At 64.4% G+C, this 19845-nt stretch carries 10 protein-coding genes; 6 read left to right on the forward strand and 4 right to left on the reverse strand.

Translation table 11 applies throughout. From position 1 onward, the window contains the following. Positions 1 to 64: 64 nt before the first annotated feature. Together GTP58_RS14305 and GTP58_RS14310 are read left to right on the forward strand one after the other, a co-directional pair. Complete coding sequence (locus GTP58_RS14305) at positions 65 to 6874, forward strand: S-layer family protein (protein ID WP_161078001.1); 6810 nt, start codon at positions 65 to 67, stop codon at positions 6872 to 6874. A gap of 86 nt (positions 6875 to 6960) precedes the next feature. Next, complete coding sequence (locus GTP58_RS14310) at positions 6961 to 9384, forward strand: hypothetical protein (RefSeq protein WP_161078002.1); 2424 nt, start codon at positions 6961 to 6963, stop codon at positions 9382 to 9384. 98 nt (positions 9385 to 9482) lie between these two features. Here the strand turns inward: GTP58_RS14310 and GTP58_RS14315 are convergent, their stop codons facing one another. After that, the gene (locus GTP58_RS14315) at positions 9483 to 9968 is read right to left on the reverse strand and encodes an asparaginase domain-containing protein (RefSeq protein WP_161078003.1); all 486 of its coding nucleotides are present in this window, start codon (positions 9966 to 9968) and stop codon (positions 9483 to 9485) included. A gap of 129 nt (positions 9969 to 10097) precedes the next feature. Here GTP58_RS14315 and GTP58_RS14320 point away from each other — a divergent pair, with 129 nt between their 5' ends. Then, complete coding sequence (locus GTP58_RS14320; RefSeq protein WP_072783392.1) at positions 10098 to 10856, forward strand: L-asparaginase; 759 nt, start codon at positions 10098 to 10100, stop codon at positions 10854 to 10856. Here GTP58_RS14320 and GTP58_RS14325 read toward each other — a convergent pair. After that, on the reverse strand, positions 10853 to 11848 hold the full coding sequence (locus GTP58_RS14325; protein WP_161078004.1) for a D-2-hydroxyacid dehydrogenase family protein: 996 nt from the start codon (positions 11846 to 11848) through the stop codon (positions 10853 to 10855). The two genes, GTP58_RS14320 and GTP58_RS14325, sit on opposite strands and share 4 nt — an antisense overlap. A 284-nt stretch (positions 11849 to 12132) precedes the next feature. Here GTP58_RS14325 and GTP58_RS14330 point away from each other — a divergent pair, with 284 nt between their 5' ends. The 3 genes from GTP58_RS14330 (at position 12133) to GTP58_RS14340 (ending at position 15916) form a co-directional block, all read left to right on the forward strand. After that, on the forward strand, positions 12133 to 13998 hold the full coding sequence (locus tag GTP58_RS14330; protein ID WP_161078005.1) for a phosphoenolpyruvate carboxykinase (GTP): 1866 nt from the start codon (positions 12133 to 12135) through the stop codon (positions 13996 to 13998). Positions 13999 to 14086: 88 nt separating this feature from the next. Beyond that, entirely contained in the window at positions 14087 to 14704 is a 618-nt protein-coding gene (locus GTP58_RS14335; RefSeq protein WP_161078006.1) for a TetR/AcrR family transcriptional regulator, read from the forward strand. Between the two features lie 216 nt (positions 14705 to 14920). Continuing rightward, entirely contained in the window at positions 14921 to 15916 is a 996-nt protein-coding gene (locus GTP58_RS14340) for a hypothetical protein (protein ID WP_161078007.1), read from the forward strand. A 10-nt stretch (positions 15917 to 15926) separates the two neighbouring features. Here GTP58_RS14340 and GTP58_RS14345 read toward each other — a convergent pair whose 3' ends face one another. Then, complete coding sequence (locus GTP58_RS14345; RefSeq protein WP_161078008.1) at positions 15927 to 18194, reverse strand: hypothetical protein; 2268 nt, start codon at positions 18192 to 18194, stop codon at positions 15927 to 15929. 70 nt (positions 18195 to 18264) lie between these two features. Then, the gene (locus tag GTP58_RS14350) at positions 18265 to 19701 is read right to left on the reverse strand and encodes an aldehyde dehydrogenase family protein (protein ID WP_161078009.1); all 1437 of its coding nucleotides are present in this window, start codon (positions 19699 to 19701) and stop codon (positions 18265 to 18267) included. Between the last annotated feature and the right edge of the window lie 144 nt (positions 19702 to 19845).

Consider the following 19845-nt stretch of genomic DNA (forward strand, 5'->3'; position numbering starts at 1 on the left):
TTCCCTGAGGAAATTACCTGAAATTCTGCTATAGTGAATAGTCTTAGCAAAAAAGGAACTTCCTATGAGCGGACCCATCGGCCTGACGAGTCAACAGATCGCCAATCTGACCACCCAGCAAATTGCTGCATGGTCAACCGATGACATTCGTGATCTGATCAGCAGCCAGATTCCTGGACTGCGGACCGATCACGCCGCCGCTCTGAGCAGCTTGCAGCTGTCCGTCCTGTCCCCGACCAATTTCGCGACCCTGGCCACCCAGGACATCGCTGCCCTGAAACCTGCCGTATTGAATGCTGCCGGTGCCGTGTCGCCTGCGCTGATGGCCATGCTGAGCAGTGCCCAGATCGTGGCGTTGACCACTGCCCAGGTTGCAGCACTGGGCACCCGTGCCTTCAGCAATCTGGCCCCGGGCGCCATTGCCGTGTTTGAAACGGCCGATGTCGCTGCACTGGGTACCGCCAATATCGCCTTGCTGCAGCCCGACGATATGGCGGTCATGCAGAGCCAGCAGTTTGCCGCGCTCAGCAGCCGCCAGTTCGGCGTCCTGTCCAGTGCCGACATCCAGGCCATTGGCAACGTCAGCTTTGCCGCCTTGAGCACGCAAGTCATTGCCGGGCTGGGCAGCAAGCAGGTCAGCGCGCTGACCACCAGCCAGGCCATCGCCTTGAGCACGCTGCAGGCAGCGGCGCTGACGTCGGCGCAGCTGGCCTTGCTGAGTTCCGACAATTTTGCCGTGCTGGAAGCCGCCGACCTTGGCGCGATGAAGACTGCCACGATCGCCAGCCTGTCGACGCGCCAGATGGCCGCACTGAATTCCACCCAGCTCGCAGGGTTCACCACCGCGCAGCTGGCGGCGCTCGGTACGCGACAGGTGGTGGCGCTGAATAGTGCAGTACTGACGGGCCTGGCGGCGTCCGGCCTGGCTGCGCTGAGCACGGCTGCCATCGCGCAATTGAGCGGCGGCGTGCTGGGTCAGCTCAGCAGCGACCAGCTGCGTGCCCTGTCCACCCAGCAGATCAATGCCATGGGCAGCGCGCAGTTTGCCGCGCTGGGCAGCGACCAGATCACCAACTTGCGTACTGCGCAGCTCAGCGTGCTGGGATCGCGCCAGTTCGCGGGCCTGGGCGTGGACGATATCGCCGCGCTCGATGAAAACGATTTGCCTTTCCTGAGCACAGCGGCGATGGCCGCGTTGAGCTCGCAGCAATTCAGTGCGCTGGGCGGCAGCGACTACAGTGCGATCGCCTCGCTGAGCACGGCGCAGATCGGCGCCCTGCGCTCCACCGCGCTGGTGGCGATGACGAGCGCCCAACTGGCGCAGATGAGCACCCGCCAGGTGGCGGCGCTGAGCAGCAGCCAGGTCAGCGCCATCTCGACCAGCGCCCTGCATGGCCTGTCGGCGGGCGACATTGCGGTGCTGCGCACCAATGTGGTGGCGGGCTTGTCGACAGCACAGGTTGCCGCGCTGGGCAGCGACCAGCTGGCCGCGTTCAGCACGGGCCAGATCGCTGCCTTGAACAGCCGCCAGCTGGCGGCCCTGACCAGCAGCACCATCGTCGGCCTGTCCAGCGCCGGGCTGGCGGCATTGACTACCAGCGCCGTGCCATTGCTGACGCCGGCGTTGCTGGCCGCGCTCAGCGTCGACCAGTTGACGGGCCTGAGCTCGCGCCACTTTGCCGTGATGAGCACGGCACAGATCGCAGCCTTCGATGCGACCCAAATCGCTTCGCTGAACACGGCGCAGGTGGGCATCCTGAATTCGCAGCAGATCACGGCCTTGAGCACTGACGAGGTGGCCGTACTGGGCAGCAGCGCCATGCGCGCGCTGAACACCAGCGCGATTGCGGCGCTGAATTCGGCGCAGCTGTCGGCGCTGGGCGAAGATCCGGGCGGCAGCCTGTTTGGCTTGCTGACCACGGCACAGATCGCGGCGCTGCGTTCGGGCGCGCTGGCCGGCATCAGCAACGAGCAGATCGTGGCGCTGACCACGGCCCAGGCCGCAGTGCTGAACAGCGCCCAGATCGCCGGCATCGCGACCAAGCTGGTGCCAGCGCTGGAGTCCGCCGACCTGGCCGCATTGAACACGGGCGCCATCTCCAGCCTGAGCACGGCGCAAATGGCGCAGCTGAGCGCGGAGCAGGTGGCGGCACTGACCACGCTGCAAGCCAGCGTGCTGAACTCGCGCCAGTTTGCCGCCCTGACGCCGGGCGCACTGGCCGGCCTGGAAAGCGCCGACCTGGGCGCGCTGACCACGGCCACCGTGGCCGCCATCAGCACCGATGCGCTGGCGGCACTAAGCACCAGCCAGCTGACCGGCCTGAGCACGCGCCAGGTGACGGCGCTGAATGCCGGCCAGCTCAACGCACTGACGCTGGAGCAACTGGGCAGCCTGCGCACCATGCAGATCGCTGCACTGGGCTCGCGCCAGGTAGTGGGCCTGAGCACCGACGTGGTGGCAGCGCTGGGCAGCACCGGCCTGACCGCGTTGAGCGTGGGCGCCATCGGCGCGCTGAACTCGGCGCAACTGACTGTGCTGGAGCAGAACATCCAGGTATTGAGCACGGCGCAGATTGCCGCGCTGCGTACCAGCGCCCTGCTGGGGCTGACGCCGGAAGAAGCCGTTGCATTGACCTCGCGCCAGGCTGCCGCGCTCAGCGCCGACCAGGTGCGCGTGCTGAGCACGCAAGTGATCGCCGCCATGGAGGGCGTGGATTTTGCCGCGCTGCGGACCTCGGCGATTGCCGCATTGAACACCGCACAGGTTGCGGCGCTGGGCAGCGACCAGCTGGCCGCCATGACCGGCCCGCAATTCCTGGCGATGAGCACCGGCCAGCTGGCTGCGTTGCCGACCAATGTGATCGCGGGCTTCGGCACCAGTGGCCTGGCGGCCATGGGGCCGGCGTTCCTGGCGGCCTTGCCGGGCGATCTGCTGGCGACGCTGAGCACGGACCAGCTCAACAGCCTGAGCTCGCAACAGTTTGGCGTCTTCAGCAGCCGCCAGCTGCTGGCGCTGAGTCCTGAACAAATCGCCGGCCTGGGCAGCAAGCAGCTGGCCGGCCTCAACACGCGTAACCTGCCGGGCCTGACGGCGGCAGATATCGCTGCCATGGGCAGCGATGGCATGCAGGCGCTGAGCACGGCCATGCTGCTGGCATTAAACACGTCGCAGCTGGCGGCGCTGGGCGCCAATCCTGGCGGCAATCTGTTTGGCGCATTGACCACGGCGCAGCTGGCCGCGTTTGGCACGCGCGCCATCAGCCAGCTCACCACCGACCAGATCGTTGCGTTGAGCACCACCCAGGCCTCCGCGCTGAGCAGCTTGCAGGTGGGCGCGTTCAGCACGGACGATATCGTGGCGCTGGAAACCGCCGACCTGGCGGCCTTGCGCACGGTGGCCGTGCGGGCCCTGAATTCGCGCCAGATTGCTGTGCTCAGCAGTGAACAGGTAACGGCGCTGACCAGCAGCCAGATCGCGGCGTTGACCGCCGCCCAGTTCTCGGCATTGAGTTCGGATGGCGTGCAGGGCCTGGAACTCAGCGATATCCCGGTGCTCAACACCAGCGTGATTGCCGGCCTGTCGACCCGTGCGTTGACGGGCTTGAGCACCGACCAGGTGGCCAGGCTGGGCACCAACCAGATCGCCGTGCTGGGCAGCGCCCAGCTTAATGCGCTGGGCAGTGACCAGCTGATCAGCCTGGGATCGTCCCAGGCTGCCGCGCTGAACGCGATCCAGCTGGGCAATATGAGCACGCGCGCACTGGCGTCGCTGAGCACCGACAATCTGGCAGTGCTGAAAACCGCAGCGATTGCGGCGTTGAATGCGGCGCAGTTGAGCGTACTGGGCAATGATCCCTACGGCAGCGGCGCCACCGCGATTGCCTCGCTGACCACGGCCCAGATCGCTGCGTTGCGCGCGCAGGCCATGGCCGGCCTCAGTGCGGCGCAGGCCGCCGCGCTGACGTCGAACCAGGTGGCGGCGCTGAGCAGCGCCCAGCTGGCCGCGATGCCGGGCGCCGATGTGGCGGCCTTTGACCTGGAAGATATCGCCGCGCTCAAGACTGCCACCATCCGTGGCCTGTCGTCGGCGCAGCTGGCCGCCTTGAACGGCGACCAGTTCGGCACGCTGACCACGGGCCAGTTTGCCGCGCTGGGTTCGGGCGCCATGAGCGGCCTGACCAATGCACAAGCGGTGGCCATCACGGTCAGCCAGGCCGCAGTGATGACCAGCAGCCAGCTGGGCGCGCTGTCGCTGTCCGCCGTGGGCAGTCTGGAAGCGGAAGATGTGGCGGCGCTGCAGACCGGCGCCATCACCGGCCTGAGCTCGGCGCAGATGGGGGCCGTCAGCGCCGGCCAGCTGGCCGCGTTGTCCACGGCCCAGGTGGCCGTGCTGAGCAGCCGTCAGATTGGCGGCCTGCACGATGCCAGCGTGGCCGGCTTGTCCGCCGCCAGCCTGGCCGTCCTGAGTACGCAGGCGCTGACCGGCCTGGCCGCCAGCGCGCTGACGCAGTTGAATGGCGACCAGCTGCTGGCCTTTACCACGCGCCAGATCAGCAGCCTGAGCTCGCGCCAGATCGGCGCGCTGCAACCGGGCCAGATCACGGCGTTGAGCAGTGACCAGGTCGGTGCGCTGGGTTCGCGCCAGACGGTGGCGCTGTCGTCGGCCGCCATCAACGCGCTGAACGAGGACACTGGCGTGCTGAGCACGCAAGCGGTGGCGGCGCTGACCGCGGCCCAGATCGTGGCGCTGGGCGCCAGCGCGAGCGGCGAGGCGGTCAACTTCGGCCTGGTGACGACGGCGCAGATCGCCGCCATCAGCACCGGCGCCCTGCAGGCGCTGAGCAATGCCCAGCGTGCGGCGCTGAGCGCGGCGCAGGTGGCGGCGCTCAGTGTCAAGCAAGTCACTGCCTTGTCGCAGAGCTTCCTCAGCGGCATGAGCAATCCACAGATTGCCGCCATCGGCACGGCGCAAATCCGCGCGCTGACCACCGCGCAGCTGGACGCCTTCAGCATCGACCAGTTTGGCGCGTTCAGCGCCGACCAGGTCCGCGCGCTGACTGCCGCCCAGTTTGCCAGCCTGACGCCGGCCGAAGTGGGTGCGCTCAATACCGCCGCGCTGGGCGCCGTCAGTCCGGGCACGATTGCCGGCCTCACCTCGGACCAGCTTACGGCCATTGGTACGCAAGGATTTGCGGCCTTGAGTCCTGAACAGGTAGCTTCGCTGACCACCAAGGCCTTTGCCGGCCTGACCACCGCGCAGGTCGCCGCGCTGACCCCGGCGCAGGCGGCAGCGCTGAGCGCCGGGCAGATGCTGGCCTTGCCGCTGACCGTGGTGGCCGCCCTGCAGGCCGAGGATATCGCCGCGCTAAAGCAGTCGGTGATCGCCTCGCTGAAAACCCAGCAGCTGCTGGCGCTGAAGAGCAGCCAGATTGCCGCGCTGACCGCAACCCAGGTCGCCGCCATGGGCAGCGCCCAGCTCGCCGCGCTGGGCGCGTCGCAAGTGGTGTTCCTCGATCTGGAGGATGTGGCTGCCATCAATCCGCTGTTCCTGAACGCCGCCGCCAAGGATGGCAACCTGCTGGCCGCGATGAGCACCACGCAGCTCAAGGCGCTGACGGGGGCGCAGGTGGCGGCGCTGAATTCGGTCGCCATCGCGCGCTTGCAGCCGGCCTCGCTGGCGGCGCTGGAGCCGGTCGATGTCGCCATGCTGGGCACGGGCGCGATCCGCGCGTTGAGCGAACAGCAGCTGCTGGCGCTGACCGCTGAACAGATCAGTGCGCTGACGGTGCAGCAGGTCGCCGCGATCCAGCCCGGCAGCAACGTCAACCAGTTCACTTCTGCCCAGATCTCGGCCTTCACCGGCACCCAGCTGGCCGCCATGAGTACCGCGCTGATTGCCGACCTGAGCCAGGCTAACCTGGGCGCCATCGATGTGTGGGATATCGCCAGCCTCGGCACGCAGCAGATCCGTGCGCTGTCGCCATTCCAGATGACCGCGCTGAGCCTGGATCAGTTGCGCCAGCTGAGCACGCGCCAGACCCATGTCATGACCGCCGACCAGTACCATGCGTTGACCGACAGCCAGCAGGCGGCCTTCAGCGCCGAGCAGAAAGCGGCGATGCCGTTCGTCACGCCGCTGGTGCTGGACCTGGACGGCAACGGCATCCGCACGCTGGGCCTGGAGGCGGGCGTGCAGTTCGACCTGGCCGCCAGCGGCAGCCGGGGTGCCACGGGCTGGGTCGGCCCCGGCGACGGCCTGCTGGCGCTGGACCGCAACCATGACGGCATCATCAACGACGGCAGCGAACTGTTTGGTTCGGCCACGCGCCTGGCGGACGGCAGCACGGCCGCCAACGGCTATGTGGCGCTGGCCGCGATCGACAGCAATGGCGATGGCGTGGTGGATGCCAAAGACGCGCTGTTTGGCGACCTGCGCGTGTGGGTGGATGCGGACGCGGATGGCGTCAGCCAGGCCGGCGAGCTGAAGACACTGGCCGAGTTGCATATCACCAGCCTCAAGCTCGACGTCCAGCGCGGCAACGCGGTCGACCACGGCAACCTGATCGGCCTGACCTCAAGCTACACCACCGACGATGGCAAGTCGCATGCGGCGGCCGATGTCTGGTTCGCGCAAGGCCTGAGCAGCAATGTGAGCGGTATGGCGCACGCGCTGTCATCGTTCACGGCGGCACAAGCGGCGCCTGCGCCAGCGTCCGGCCAGCTGGCGGCGCACAGCGCGCGCCTGGCGGCAGCGCTGCAGCAATATGGCGCGCCACTGACCGCCAGCGCCGCGCAGAGCGACTCTGACAGCCTGCGCCTGAAGGCATTGCAGTCCTCCGCCACGCCCGGCATGCTGGCGCTGCCACGCGCGTAATTTCCTTTTCCCCCGGCTAGCCGCGTGTGCGGCGGGCTGGGGGCGTCCGCCGATCCACTTCAGCGTTCGATAAAAAAGGAAAACCTATGAGTATTGACCGTAATTTGACGACCGCGCAGTTTGCGGCCGGCGGTACGCGCTTGATCGCCAGCCTTACCACCGCCGACCTCGCGACGCTCTCCACCGACTATCTGGTCGCCATGACCACCACCCAGGCCCGCGCACTCAGCGGCGCCCAGCTGCTGGCCCTGCCGGGCGCCAGTGTCGCCGCGCTGGAAACAGCGGATGTGGCGGCCCTTGGCCTGTATCCGCTGACACTGGCGACGCAGTCCACCAACTTGATGTCGGCGCTGACGCCGGAACAGGTGGCGGCGCTGACCACGCCGCAGGCGCTGGTACTGAGCCCGAAAGGCCTGGGCAGCGTCAGTCCTGAGGCGCTGGCCGCCTTGCACACGCAGCAACTGGCCGTGCTGCGCGAGATGCAGCTGCGCGCGCTGACGGCAGCGCAGATCCACACGCTGACCTCCGACCAGATCGCCGCGCTGACGGTGCAGCAGCTGCGCGTGATGCCCAACAAGCGCGAACCGGGCGGCGACATGTTCCGTCCCGACCAGATCGTCGCGCTGGGCACGCACCAGATCGCGGCGCTGAACACCGCCATGCTGTCGGCGTTCAGCGCCACCGAGATGGCAGCGATTGAAACGCGCGACATCGCCGTGCTGAAGGCTTACCAGATTGGCGTGCTCAGCGTGGACCAGGTGCTGGCGCTGAACAGCGACCAGCTCGGCGCCATCAACAGCATGCAGATCGGCGCGCTGGGCACGCAGCACGTACAGGCGCTCGACAGCGGCCGCCTGCACGCGCTGAGCACGGCCGCGATCGGTGCGCTGACCAGCCGCCAGCTGAATGTGCTGTCGAGCGACACCTTTGCGGCGCTGGACAACGAAGAACTGGCCGCGCTGGGGCCGCTGGCGATCACCGGTCTGGCGACGCGTCTGCTGGCGGTGCTGAATCCGGACCAGATCACCGCACTGACGCCACGCCAGATCGCGGCGCTGAGCTCGGCCAGCCTGAACGCCCTGCGCACCGAGCAGTTCCTGGCGCTGACTACCAGGCAGATCGCCAGCCTCAGCGTGACCCAGCTGGGCGGCCTGTCAACCGCCAACCTGGCGGCGATCCAGGCCGAGAACCTGAGCGCCCTGCCTGCCACGTTTATCGGTGCGCTGAATGCGCAGCAGTTTGCCGCACTGGGCGGCGCCGCGCACGACATCAGCTACCTGAGCCTGGACCAGATCACCCAGCTGCGCACCACGGCGCTGGCCGGCATGACGACTGACCAGGCAGTGGCGCTGACCACCGAGCAGGTGGCGCGCCTGAGTGGCGTGCAGGTCAGCGCGTTGTCGACCAGCGTGATCGCGGCATTGGAGACGCAGGACTTTGCGGCGCTCACTGCGACGGCGATTTCGGGCCTCAGCACACGCCAGTTTGCCGTGCTGAGCAGCGACCAGATCCTTGGCCTGAGCACCGCGCAGGCATCCGGGCTGGGCAGCCAGCACATCGCCGCGCTGTCGAGTGCCGTGATGGCGCAGATGCAGGTGGAAGAAATCGCTGCGTTGCGGCCGCTGGCGATTGCCGGATTGCGCATCGACCAGTTGCGCGCCATGTCCAGCGACCAGATCCATGCGCTGACGGCGGCCCAGTCCAGCGTCCTGAGCAGCAACCAGTTCCGCGCGCTGGACACGGGCGCCGTCGCCGCGCTGGATACCGAAGATATAGCCGTGCTCAACACCAGCGTGATCGCCGCGCTGTCGACCAGCGCGCTGGCGGTGCTGCAGACCGATCAGGTGGCCGCGCTGACCGCCACCCAGATCGGCGCCATGAGTACGGCTTCGCTGGATGCGCTGAGCGACGAACAGTTTGCGGCGCTGGGGTCGCGCCAGATGGCCGGCTTGAGTTCGCGTCAATACCAGGCGCTGTCCACGCGCGACATGGCGGCCATTGGCACGGCGCAGTTTGGCGGCTTGTCGACGCAAGTGATCGCCAGCCTGAGCTCCACCCAGGCGGCCATGCTGAGCACGGATCAAATCGTCGCGCTGACCGTGACCCAAGTGGGCGCGCTGACCAAAACCGTACTGAGCGCGCTGGGGACGGAAGACATGGCGGTGATGGAAACGGCCGACCTGCGTGCGCTGAGCAGCGCCCAGCTGAAAGTGCTGTCGACCACGCAGATCAGCGCCTTCAGCAGCGTCCAGGCGAACGTGTTTACGACCGCGCAGACAGCGGGCCTCAGCACGGCGCAGATGGCCGCGCTAAGCGCCGCCAAAACCGCCCCGGTCCACAGCGCGCTGAGCCTGCGCGTCCGCGACCTGGCACAAGCGCTGGCATCCTACCATCCCGACATCGTCACACCGGGCCTGGACGCGCTACGCGAATCGGCGGCAAGCCATAGCGTACAGCTCAACCTCTACGCACCCGACACACCGCAGCACCTGGTTCCTCCCCGCAAATAAAAATCCGGGGTCAGTTCTTGCAATCCAACACGAGCTCTGCCTTTAATGCCTTTAATGGCTGAGGCCGTGTTGGATTGCAAGAACTGACCCCGGATGGTTTACAGGGGTTGGAAGACGCCGGCGGCTTTGTTTTTCTGGACGTTGTCCCAGGCGAAGATCTTGCCGTTCATGGCGACATACACGCCCGCCGGCAGCGTCTGCGCCACGCCGGCGGCAAAGCCGAGGTTGAACATGGCGTCGGAGTTGGCAATCGAATACGGTATCATGGCTCCGGTCAGGACGATGGTCTTGCCGAGGTTGGCCGGCCCCAGTACGGCGGCCGTCTGCGGCATGGTGTCGGTACCGTGGATGATGACGATGGCTTGCTCGCTGGCCGCTTGGCACGAGGCCAGGATGCGCGCGCGGTCGGCGTCGGCCATGTCCAGCGAATCCATGAGCGGTAGCTGCTCCAGTGCTACGTCTACTGTCAGGCGGCAACGCTTGAGCAGCTCGGGCACGTGGCTTTCGGCAAAGCCCAGGGTGCCGTTCAGTTCGTTATAGTGTTTGTCGAAAGTGCCGCCGGTGGCGAGGATGCGCAGGGTCATGGTAAAAGCTCAGGCGAATGAAAAATGATGTGCATCATAACCTAAACCACGGCCATCAAATGCTGCTGAAATGCACTGGAAAACTCGGCAGACAGCAGCTATATTGGTTTCTTTGTGTGTTGACTCCCTATGAAAGCGCTTGCTCCCGGCACTGTTATTTTCCACCGCCACCGTGGCTACGGGGTGATCACGACGGTCAATTTGCTGACCGGCTGGATTTCCGCGCGCTTCGGCAGCGAGTCGCGCACGCTTGATCTGAACCTGTCCACCGATGAAGTGCAGTTTGCCGATGGCGAGGCGATCCTGTTCCGCCGCGCCCCGCCCGACCGCATGCCCCATGCGCGTCTGATGGCGGTGGTGCGTGCACTGCACCAGGCCGGTTATCAGAAGCTGTATCTGTATTCCTGGCCCAAGCCGTCCGGTCTGCACTGGCGCTGGCATTTGTTCACGGGGCCGCGCGACTGGATGCAGCGCGCCTGGCGCGAGGGCTGGTATGGCTCGGGCGCCGATTACAACGTCAATCCGGTGATGGGCTGGGGCGACTCGCCCGGCGCCACCACGGAGGAGCTGATCCACGCGCTGGCGAAGTTCGATCCGCAAGGGCTGGCCCAGGCGCTGGGCCGCGATGAAGACCACACGGCCTGGTTTGCCAGCGTGTGCGATGCGCTGCTGCCCGGCTATATGTACAGCCTGGACATGCAGCGTCCCCAAGGCGGTCCCCTGCTTGAGATGCCGTCCGTGCCCGTAGTGCCGGTGCGCGCTGCGCTGCCGCCTTACGCCGGACCGGACATCAGCTGGCCGCCCGGCTGGGCCGGCCTGTGGAGCAAGGTGCACGCCATGCCCACGCCGCGCATCAATCTGAGCGGCATCCCGGAGCAGACGGACTAGCGGGCGTTGGCCGCGTAGTCCGGATTGTGGAGATTGGCCGGCGTGCCTTGCGCAAACGCGACCACGTTGCTGAACGCGTGGTGGAAGTACAGCTCGTAGCTGTCCTGCTCGACGTAGCCCAGGTGTGGCGTGGCCAGCACGGTAGGCATGCGCAGCAGCGGCGACCCCGCATCCAGCGGTTCGGAGGGGAACACATCCAGCGCCGCATAGCCGGGATGGCCTTTCTGCAGAGCCTGTTCCAGCGCATCGGCCTGGACCAGCTCGGCGCGGCTGGTATTGACGAACAGCGCGTCCGGCTTCATCTGGGCCAGGTCGTCTGCGCTGACGATGCCGCGCGTGGCGTCGTTCAGGCGCAGATGCAGGCTCAGCACATCGGCTTGCGCAAAGAAAGCCGCGCGCGAGGCCGCCGCCGTGCAGCCATCCGCCACCGCCTTGTTGCGGCTGGCCTCACTGCCCCACACCAGCACCTGCATGCCAAAGGCGCGGCCGTAGCCGGCAATCAGCTGGCCGATCTTGCCGTAGCCCCAGATGCCCAGCGTGCGGCCCTTGAGCACATAGCCCAGCCCGTTCAGCTGCGGATTGATGGACGCGGTCTGCCACAGGCCTTCCTTGAGGTTGTTCGCATACGGCACGATCTTGCGGGCGGCCGCCATGATCAGCGCCCAGGTCAGTTCGGCCGGTGCGGTCGGCGAACCCACGCCTTCGGCAATTGCGATGCCCAGTTCGGTGGCAGCCGCCACATCCACATGGCCGGCCAGTTTGCCGGTCTGCGAAATCAGCTTCAGATTGGGCAGCTTGGCCAGCAGCGCGCGGTTGAACGCGGTGCGCTCGCGGATTAACACCAGCGCATCAAACGGCGCCAGACGCAGGGCCAGCTGGCCCAGCCCGCGGGTGCTGCTGTTGAACACTTTTACTTCGTGGTCTGCCAACAACTGAAAGCTTTTCAAGCCTGGAGTTGCATTTTGGTAATCGTCAAGAATTGCGATTTTCATGTGAGATAAGCGATTTTTGAATAAATTTCGTAGGGAAATAACAGTCTGGTGGAGACCTTGAATAGCTTACTACTTTAGTCAACCAATTCTCCTACATTTTTGTATGGAAGCCTTGTTGAGGGGTGTACAATCGGCCCACCAAACCATGGCCCGTCGACCAGATCCGGGCCGCGCAAGACCGCCGTAGAACCGCCGACCCATTTTCGAATGGACCTCTGAGCGCAAGCCATAAGCTGACGACGATCCCGCGCTACCGAATTCTTAATTAGCATTGGAGAGGTACCATGAATCAACCTGTGATGGGTGGCGTTGCGCCATTGAACGCCCCAGCTTACATCAAACAGCAAAAGCTCATCAATTGGGTGGCCGAGATCGCTGCCCTGACGAAACCGGACCGCATCTACTGGTGCGATGGTTCGCAAGAAGAGTACGACCGCCTGTGCGCGGAGATGGTTGCCGCCGGCACCATGAAAAAGCTAAACCAGGAAAAGCGTCCCAACTCCTACCTGGCGTGTTCGGACCCGACCGATGTCGCCCGCGTGGAAGACCGTACTTTCATCTGCTCCAGCACCCGGGAAGAAGCCGGCCCGACCAATAACTGGATGGACCCGGCGGAAATGCGCGCCACCCTGAGCCCGCTGTTCGACGGTTGCATGAGCGGCCGCACCATGTATGTGGTGCCGTTCTCGATGGGTCCGCTGGGCTCGCCGATCGCCCACATTGGCGTGGAACTGTCGGACTCGCCTTACGTGGCGGTCAACATGCGTACCATGACCCGTATGGGCAAAGCCGTCTACGACGTGCTGGGCACCGACGGCGAGTTCGTCCCTTGCGTGCACACCGTGGGCGCACCGCTGAAAGCCGGCCAGAAAGATGTGGCCTGGCCATGCAACGCCACCAAGTACATCGTGCACTACCCGGAAACCCGCGAAATCTGGTCCTTCGGTTCGGGCTACGGCGGCAACGCGCTGCTGGGCAAGAAGTGCTTCGCGCTGCGTATCGCCTCCAATATGGGCTTCCAGGACGCCCAGAACGGCGGCACCGGCTGGCTGGCCGAACACATGCTGATCCTCGGCGTGGAATCGCCGGAAGGCAAGAAGCATTATGTGGCAGCGGCGTTCCCGTCGGCGTGCGGCAAGACCAACTTTGCCATGCTGATCCCGCCAACCACGTTCAATGGCTGGAAGATCACCACCATCGGCGACGACATCGCCTGGATCAAGCCGGGCAAGGATGGCCGCCTGTACGCGATCAATCCGGAAGCGGGCTACTTTGGCGTGGCGCCGGGCACCAACGAAAAAACCAATTACAACTGCATGGCCTCGCTGCGCGAGAACACCATCTTCACCAACGTCGCGCTGACCGATGATGGCGATGTGTGGTGGGAAGGCCTGAGCAAGCCGGCGCCACAGCACCTGATCGACTGGCAAGGCAAGGACTGGACGCCGGAGTCGACCAGCAAGGCCGCGCATCCGAATGCGCGCTTCACCGTGGCGGCGACCCAGAACCCGGTGATCGACCCGGCCTGGGACGATCCAGCCGGCGTGCCGATCTCGGCCTTCATCTTCGGTGGCCGCCGTTCGACCACCGTGCCGCTGGTGACCGAAGCCCGCAACTGGGTGGAAGGCGTGTACATGGCTGCCACCATGGGTTCCGAAACCACCGCTGCCGCTGCCGGCCAGATGGGCGTGGTGCGCCGCGATCCGTTCGCCATGCTGCCGTTCATCGGCTACAACATGAGCGACTACTTCCAGCACTGGCTGAACCTGGGCGAAAAAGTCGGCAAGATCGACGGCGCCGAGCTGCCGAAGATCTTCTGCGTCAACTGGTTCCGCACCGATGAGCAGGGCCACTTCGTCTGGCCTGGTTTCGGCGACAATATGCGCGTGCTGAAGTGGATGCTGGAACGTATCGAAGGCACCGCCGGCGGTATCGAAAACATCTTTGGCACCACGCCGCGCTTTGGCGATCTGAAGTGGGACGGCATTCCGTTCTCGCCAGAAGAGTTCGAGACCATCACCTCGATCGACAAGGACGCCTGGCGCGAAGAATTGAAGCTGCATGAAGAACTGTTCACCAAGCTGGCTTACCGCCTGCCGGAAGAACTAAAGGCAGTGAAAGCCGACCTCGAGAAGCGCCTGGCAAAATAAGCCGGCCGGAGGAGACCGCAACGGCGCGTAGCAATACGCGCCGTTTTTTTTGCTTGCTGTTTCGCACAGGTGTGCTAAAGTTCAGCCCATGGATACCCTGACCGCAAAAAGCGAAGCCACCTTTGCCGCCATCATCGCCGCCGCCATGGCCATGGCGGCGGCGGATGGCATCGGCAAGCTGTCGCTCGGTGAACTGGCCAAGCGCACCGGCATCAGCAAGAGCGGGGTGTTTTCGCGTGTCGGCTCGCTGGAGGCCTTGCAGGAAGCGGTGCTGGATGAGTATGACCGCCGCTTTGCGGCCGAGATCTTCCTGCCGTCGCTGCAGCTGCCCAAGGGCTTGCCGCGCCTGCTCGCCCAGGTCAACGCCTGGTCGCGCCGGGTGGCGGAAGAGGGCTTGCACAACTCCTGCCTGTACAGCGCGGGCGCGTTCGAGTTCGATGACCAGCAAGGCCCGCTGCGCGACCGCCTGCACCGTGGCGTCGAAGCCTGGCGGGCCTCGCTGCGCAAGACCATCCTGCAAGCCATGGAGCTGGGCCATCTGCGGCCGGACACCGATGCAGGCCAGCTGGTGTATGAAATCTACAGCCTGGTGGTGGGGCTGATCCATGACACCCGCTTCCTGCACGACGAACAGGCGCGGCGCCACATGCAGCGCGCCTTCAGCCGGCTGATATCGACCTACAAGAGCTTTAACGATCTGGAATAAACCCCGGTGCGCCGCAGTGGACGGCGCATTTTTCACGGCTAATTTCGCACAGGTGTGCGAAACAAAGGAGAACATGATGTTTGCTTTGCTGTTGCTGATTCCCGCTGCGGCCTACCTGTTGTGGCGCAGTCCGCTGGGCCAGGTGCTGCGGTCGCTGCCGAACAACAATGATGATTTTGTCCTGTTCTGAAGGACGCTTTTTGTTAGACTCGCGGCATGACTACGAGCCCCAACGATAACGCCAGCCTGCTGGCCCGCATTGCCCAGACCACCCGGCCCAACCTGGTCGTCACCATCGGTTACGGCGACGAATTGCCGGTGTTCCGCCACGCGCGCGCGCTGTGGCAGTTTTATATGTGCCATTTCCCCGGCATCGAAGTCATCTTCGTGCGCTGGTCGGACAAGCTGAAACGCGGCGAGGTCATGTCCGACGGCCACGACCTGCTGGTCGGCATCGGCGGCGATTTCCAGGGCGCGGCAGGCTATAACACCAGCGGCGTGTGGTCGCAGTCGGAAAACGCGCGCTGGATTTACCGCCAGGTGCTGGTGCAGGACTACCTGCTGCGCACGCGCGATGCGCCGTTCTTCCTGTACCAGACCACGATTACCTCGGTGGTGGATTTCCGTGGCCTGTGCACGGTGCTGGACCACATCGCGCCGGAGAATTGCTTTGCCGGTCCGGTGGGCCGCCTGAATGCGCCGGAAGCGTTTGCCGGCCTGACCTTCATCAGCGGCGCCAGCTCACTGATGTCGCGCGATGTGCTGGTGCGTATGCGCGAGCGCTACGATCCCAGCCACGTCTACGCATCCTTGCCCAACGATATCTGGCAGGCGGCCGTGCTGCATGACGTGCCGCGCCAGGCGCTGCCGACCTTTAACTTTGTCCGGCCACGCGCACCGCGCGCCGACGCCAGCTACCTCTACGCATTGGCGACGCAGCTGCTGCAGCAGGGCCAGTACCACTTCCGCATCAAGACCGTGGCGCCGGAAGACGCGGCCGGCCGCCGTGAAGACATCGATCCGTGGATCATGCTGCGCATCATGGAAGCGATCCTGGACAGCGAACATACGCCAGCCGCCACGCTGACCATGATCGACAAGGTGCGCCGCCTGACCGACGGCGGCGCCGGCGGTCCGATTGAACCGCGCCGCGCCGCGCCCGTACACATCGGTCCGCGCGACTTTGCCATGAACGACGGCGAACTCGCCTAGCCGCCTGGCCTTATTGCGGCTGCTCCTCCAGCAGGAAGAAGGTGGTGGGGCCAAAGCTCGTCAGATGGTTATCCAGCTCGAACTGCCACTCGATACCATCCAGGCTTTCCACGGACGTGCTGGCGAGCGTGTCGCGGCGGTTGCCACGCAGGTCGAGCGCGATTAAACGCATGGGCGTTTTGTGCTTGAGTTTGATCGAAGCCTTGGCCACGCCGCGGCGTATCTGGACCGGCATCTGGCCCAGCGTTGTCAGCGTCACCAGCGTGGTATCTTTGAACTTCATACCGGTATTTTGCGCATCGGTGGCAAAGATCATCAGGATACGTTTGCTGTCTTCCAGATTACCTTCGTTCAGCGTGCTGGCGGACAGCAGCGCCGGACCATCAATGCTGGTCACTTTCAGGGCATTGAAGCGGTAGTTGCCGATCGCGGTTGCGGTCGACAGCACTTCGGAGCGCGGCGTGGTCACCGTGATGCGGCGATTGGTCTTGTCCAGCGCGAATTGACCGGTGTCGCTCTGGTAGTAGGCATTGGCAAGCGTGACGTGGGGCGGCAGGATGTTGTTATCCACCAGCGTCTGGATGCGTGCCGCCTGATTGATGTTTGACAGGCTCGGCGTCATTTCGACCGTGATGCCGGGAACCTTCACCGAGCTTTCCAACGGGTGGCGGATCTCGAGGCCCGTCAGCAAGCCGAGGATGCGCAGGTCGGACATGACGGCATTGCCGGAATCTTTGGGCACTTCGTTATCCGGTGAAGGATACTTGACCACCACCCGGTTAGGCGACGGTGCGACATCGCCGCGCAGGAACAGCAAGGCTGACAAGGTCTCGCCCGCACGCAGCACCGGATCGATGCCCACGCCATAAGGATTGATGGCCTGCTTGCGGATGATGCCGGGCTGGCTGAAGCTCAGATCGACACCGCCTTCGCCGTGCATGCATATCATGTCCCAGCCCTGCAGCGCGGCGATGGCGGGCGTGACCACCGAGCCTTCAAAGCGGTACTGGTTCCAGAACACCTGGCCGTACTCGGTCACGATAAACGGCTTGCCGGCATGGCGTGCCGAGGCGATGCGGGCGACGAAATTCAGGTCAGGCGCATCGGTCTGGCTGCCCTGGACGGCGGTGGCGCCGGGGCCAGCGCCCGCAACCTCCTGGAAATAACCGTGGGCGTCGATCAGTTCCAGGCTGGAGCGTGTCTTGTGGGCGGTGATGCGGTCCCAGTTGTTATAGCTGGTGACCAGGCCATGATAGCCAAGGCTGTTCAGATGTGCCGTCATCCACACCACCGAATTCTGCTGCAGCTGGGTCAGGAAATCCTGGAACGTCGCCATGCGCTGGCTGTAGGCGTCCCTGGTTGGCGGCATCTCGATATTGCCGTCGGCAAGATGTTCGGTATTGGCCAATGCACCGCTGTCCTTGGCCCAGTCCGCTTTGAGCTGATTTTCATTGGTACCGTATTTTTTGAGCAGATAGGCATTGAAAGGCTGCTTGAGTTCGGGCTGGAAGCCAACCAGATTGAGCGGTTTGCCGTCGATATCCTTGGCCTGGGTGGCCAGGTAGTTGATCTCGCCTTCATTGACCAGATTGACCGCGATGAGTGCCGGGTCGCTCAGTGTCGATTGCTGGGTGTAAGGATTGACCGCAGCGTAGATGGCGTTGACCTGGTTTTTCCAGGCGTCTTTGGCGGCCTGGTCCGATGGCAGCTGGACCCGGAATTTCAGGTTCAGATTACCTTCCCAGCGGTTGTTCTTGTCGTTGCCAATGGTGCCGTTATCCGAGGACATCATATCGATGACCCAGTAGATGCCTGCCGCCTTCAGCTCCGCAAGAAATTTGTAGAACCGGCGCAGCTGTTCGCCATCGAACTGGTTATCCACCTTGCTTTTATGCATGAGGATGCCTTCAACGTAGTGCAAACGCACCACGTTGTAGCCATGCAGCTTGAGCTGCTGGGCATACACGGCGGCGGTGTTATCGTCCGGGAAGGAGCCCGTAGCCGGACTCCAGGCCAGCGAGACGCAGTTCAGTTTGGCGGGCACGTCCTTGCGGTCGTCGAACACCAGCCGGCCGTTCCTGGCGAGGACGGGGCCATGGTCGCCGGCCTTACCCGCAGGCAGTAGCGCGCTGAAATCCAGCGGACTGCCTGCGGTGATCTTCAAATCATTTTCGGCGGTCGAGATTTCTTTCCAGGTATCGACAGCGAAGGCGGGCGCGGTGAAAGCAAAAGCCGCTACCAGCCAGGCAGTCGCGGCATGGGAAAAGGCAGGTCGCATCGTCACTCCGGGAAGGGATGTAAGGCGGCCATTATGATATTTATTTTACAATTTCAAAAGCTATATTTTTTTACTTTTGATATTGTGCGTGCTCGCCCAGTATGGCTTTCGGCTCCAGGTAGGCGTCCAGTCCGTAGGGGCCGAATTCGCGGCCGATGCCGGATTGTTTGAAGCCGCCGAACGGCGCGATGAGGTCATCGTGGATGCCGTTGATGTGCACCCGGCCGGCCACCAGCTGGTGCGCCACGCGGTTGGCGCGCGCCAGGTCGGTGGAGCTGACATAGGCTTGCAGGCCATAGGGCGTGCCATTGGCGATGGCGATTGCTTCCTCCTCCGTTTCATAGCGCATGATGGACAGTACCGGACCGAAGATTTCTTCTTTGGCGATGGTCATGGATGGCGTCACGCCAGCGAACACCGTAGGTTTGACGAAGTAGCCTGCTGCCAGTCCTGCCGGTTTGCCCAGGCCACCCGTCACCAATTCCGCACCTTCCTCGATGCCGGTGCGGATGTAATGCTGCACGCGCTCATACTGCTGGTGCGTGACGATGGGGCCGAGCGTGACAGCCGCGTCGTGCGGATCGCCCACCACCACAGCCTCCGCCGCCATTTTGGCCAGCCGCTTCACCTCGTCCAGCCGGTGGCTGGGCACCAGCAGGCGCGAGCCGGCGATGCAGGCTTGGCCATTGTTCATGTAGCAGGCCGCCACCGCCATCGGGATCGCCCGGGCGAAATCGGCGTCGTCCAGAATGACGTTGGCGCTTTTGCCGCCCAGTTCCAGCGTCACGCGCTTCATGGTGTCCACACCGAGACGGGCGATGTGCTTGCCGACGGGCGTGGAGCCGGTGAAGGAGATCTTGGTGATGTCGGGATGCGTGCTCAGCTCCGCACCCACCACGTCACCGCGGCCGTTGACGATGTTGAGCACGCCCGGCGGCAGGTCGGCCGCATGGAAGCATTCGGCCAGTATCTGATTCTGGCGCGCGCTCAATTCACTGGGTTTGACCACCACCGTGCAACCAGCTGCGATGGCGGTAGCGACCTTGTTGGCGATGAACCAGGCGCTGGAATTCCAGGGCGTGATGATGCCGACCACACCCACCGGCTCCAGCACCACCGTGGACTTGTTGATGGTCTTGACGTATGCGTGGTCGTCCATGACCTGCTTCACATCCAAAAACATATTCGCGGTGTAGCGCGAGCGGGCCACGCTGGTGTTGTGTGGGCCGCCATACTCCTCCACCAGCGCGGCTGCCGCTTCATCGGCGCGCGCCAGGACGGCGTCATGCAGGCGTTGCAGCATCGCGCCGCGCTGCGCCTTGGTGGTGCGCGAGAAGGCCGGGAAAGCCGCTTTGGCGGCAGCGATGGCCCGGCGCGCGTCTTCTGCATCGCCGAGGCGTACCTGGCCCGCCAGCTGGCCGTTGCTGGGGTTAAGCAGGTCAAACATCTCGGTGCCGTGCGGCGTGACGAACTGGCCGTTGATGTAGATGTGGTCGATGATGTACATGGCAGCTCCTTATGGGGAATAGAGGATAGGGATGCAGCCATTCTAGGAATCCGTGGTTGCGCGCATCAGTGGGATTCCTGCAGCATGGTTGCCTGATTCTGCATTCCATGCCGGAGTTTTAGCATTTCGTCACATTTCGCAAGC

It is taken from the genome of Duganella sp. CY15W, from assembly GCF_009857555.1.
GTDB lineage: Bacteria > Pseudomonadota > Gammaproteobacteria > Burkholderiales > Burkholderiaceae_D > Rugamonas > Rugamonas sacchari.

Bases quoted from the DNA above. Each gene is read 5' to 3' on its own strand.
- GTP58_RS14305 (WP_161078001.1), top strand. From the start codon at position 65: ATGAGCGGACCCATCGGCCTGACGAGTCAACAGATCGCCAATCTGACC.
- GTP58_RS14315 (WP_161078003.1), bottom strand. From the start codon at position 9,968: ATGACCCTGCGCATCCTCGCCACCGGCGGCACTTTCGACAAACACTAT.
- GTP58_RS14320 (WP_072783392.1), top strand. From the start codon at position 10,098: ATGAAAGCGCTTGCTCCCGGCACTGTTATTTTCCACCGCCACCGTGGC.
- GTP58_RS14345 (WP_161078008.1), bottom strand. From the start codon at position 18,194: ATGCGACCTGCCTTTTCCCATGCCGCGACTGCCTGGCTGGTAGCGGCT.
- GTP58_RS14330 (WP_161078005.1), top strand. From the start codon at position 12,133: ATGAATCAACCTGTGATGGGTGGCGTTGCGCCATTGAACGCCCCAGCT.
- GTP58_RS14350 (WP_161078009.1), bottom strand. From the start codon at position 19,701: ATGTACATCATCGACCACATCTACATCAACGGCCAGTTCGTCACGCCG.
- GTP58_RS14340 (WP_161078007.1), top strand. From the start codon at position 14,921: ATGACTACGAGCCCCAACGATAACGCCAGCCTGCTGGCCCGCATTGCC.
- GTP58_RS14310 (WP_161078002.1), top strand. From the start codon at position 6,961: ATGAGTATTGACCGTAATTTGACGACCGCGCAGTTTGCGGCCGGCGGT.
- GTP58_RS14335 (WP_161078006.1), top strand. From the start codon at position 14,087: ATGGATACCCTGACCGCAAAAAGCGAAGCCACCTTTGCCGCCATCATC.
- GTP58_RS14325 (WP_161078004.1), bottom strand. From the start codon at position 11,848: ATGAAAATCGCAATTCTTGACGATTACCAAAATGCAACTCCAGGCTTG.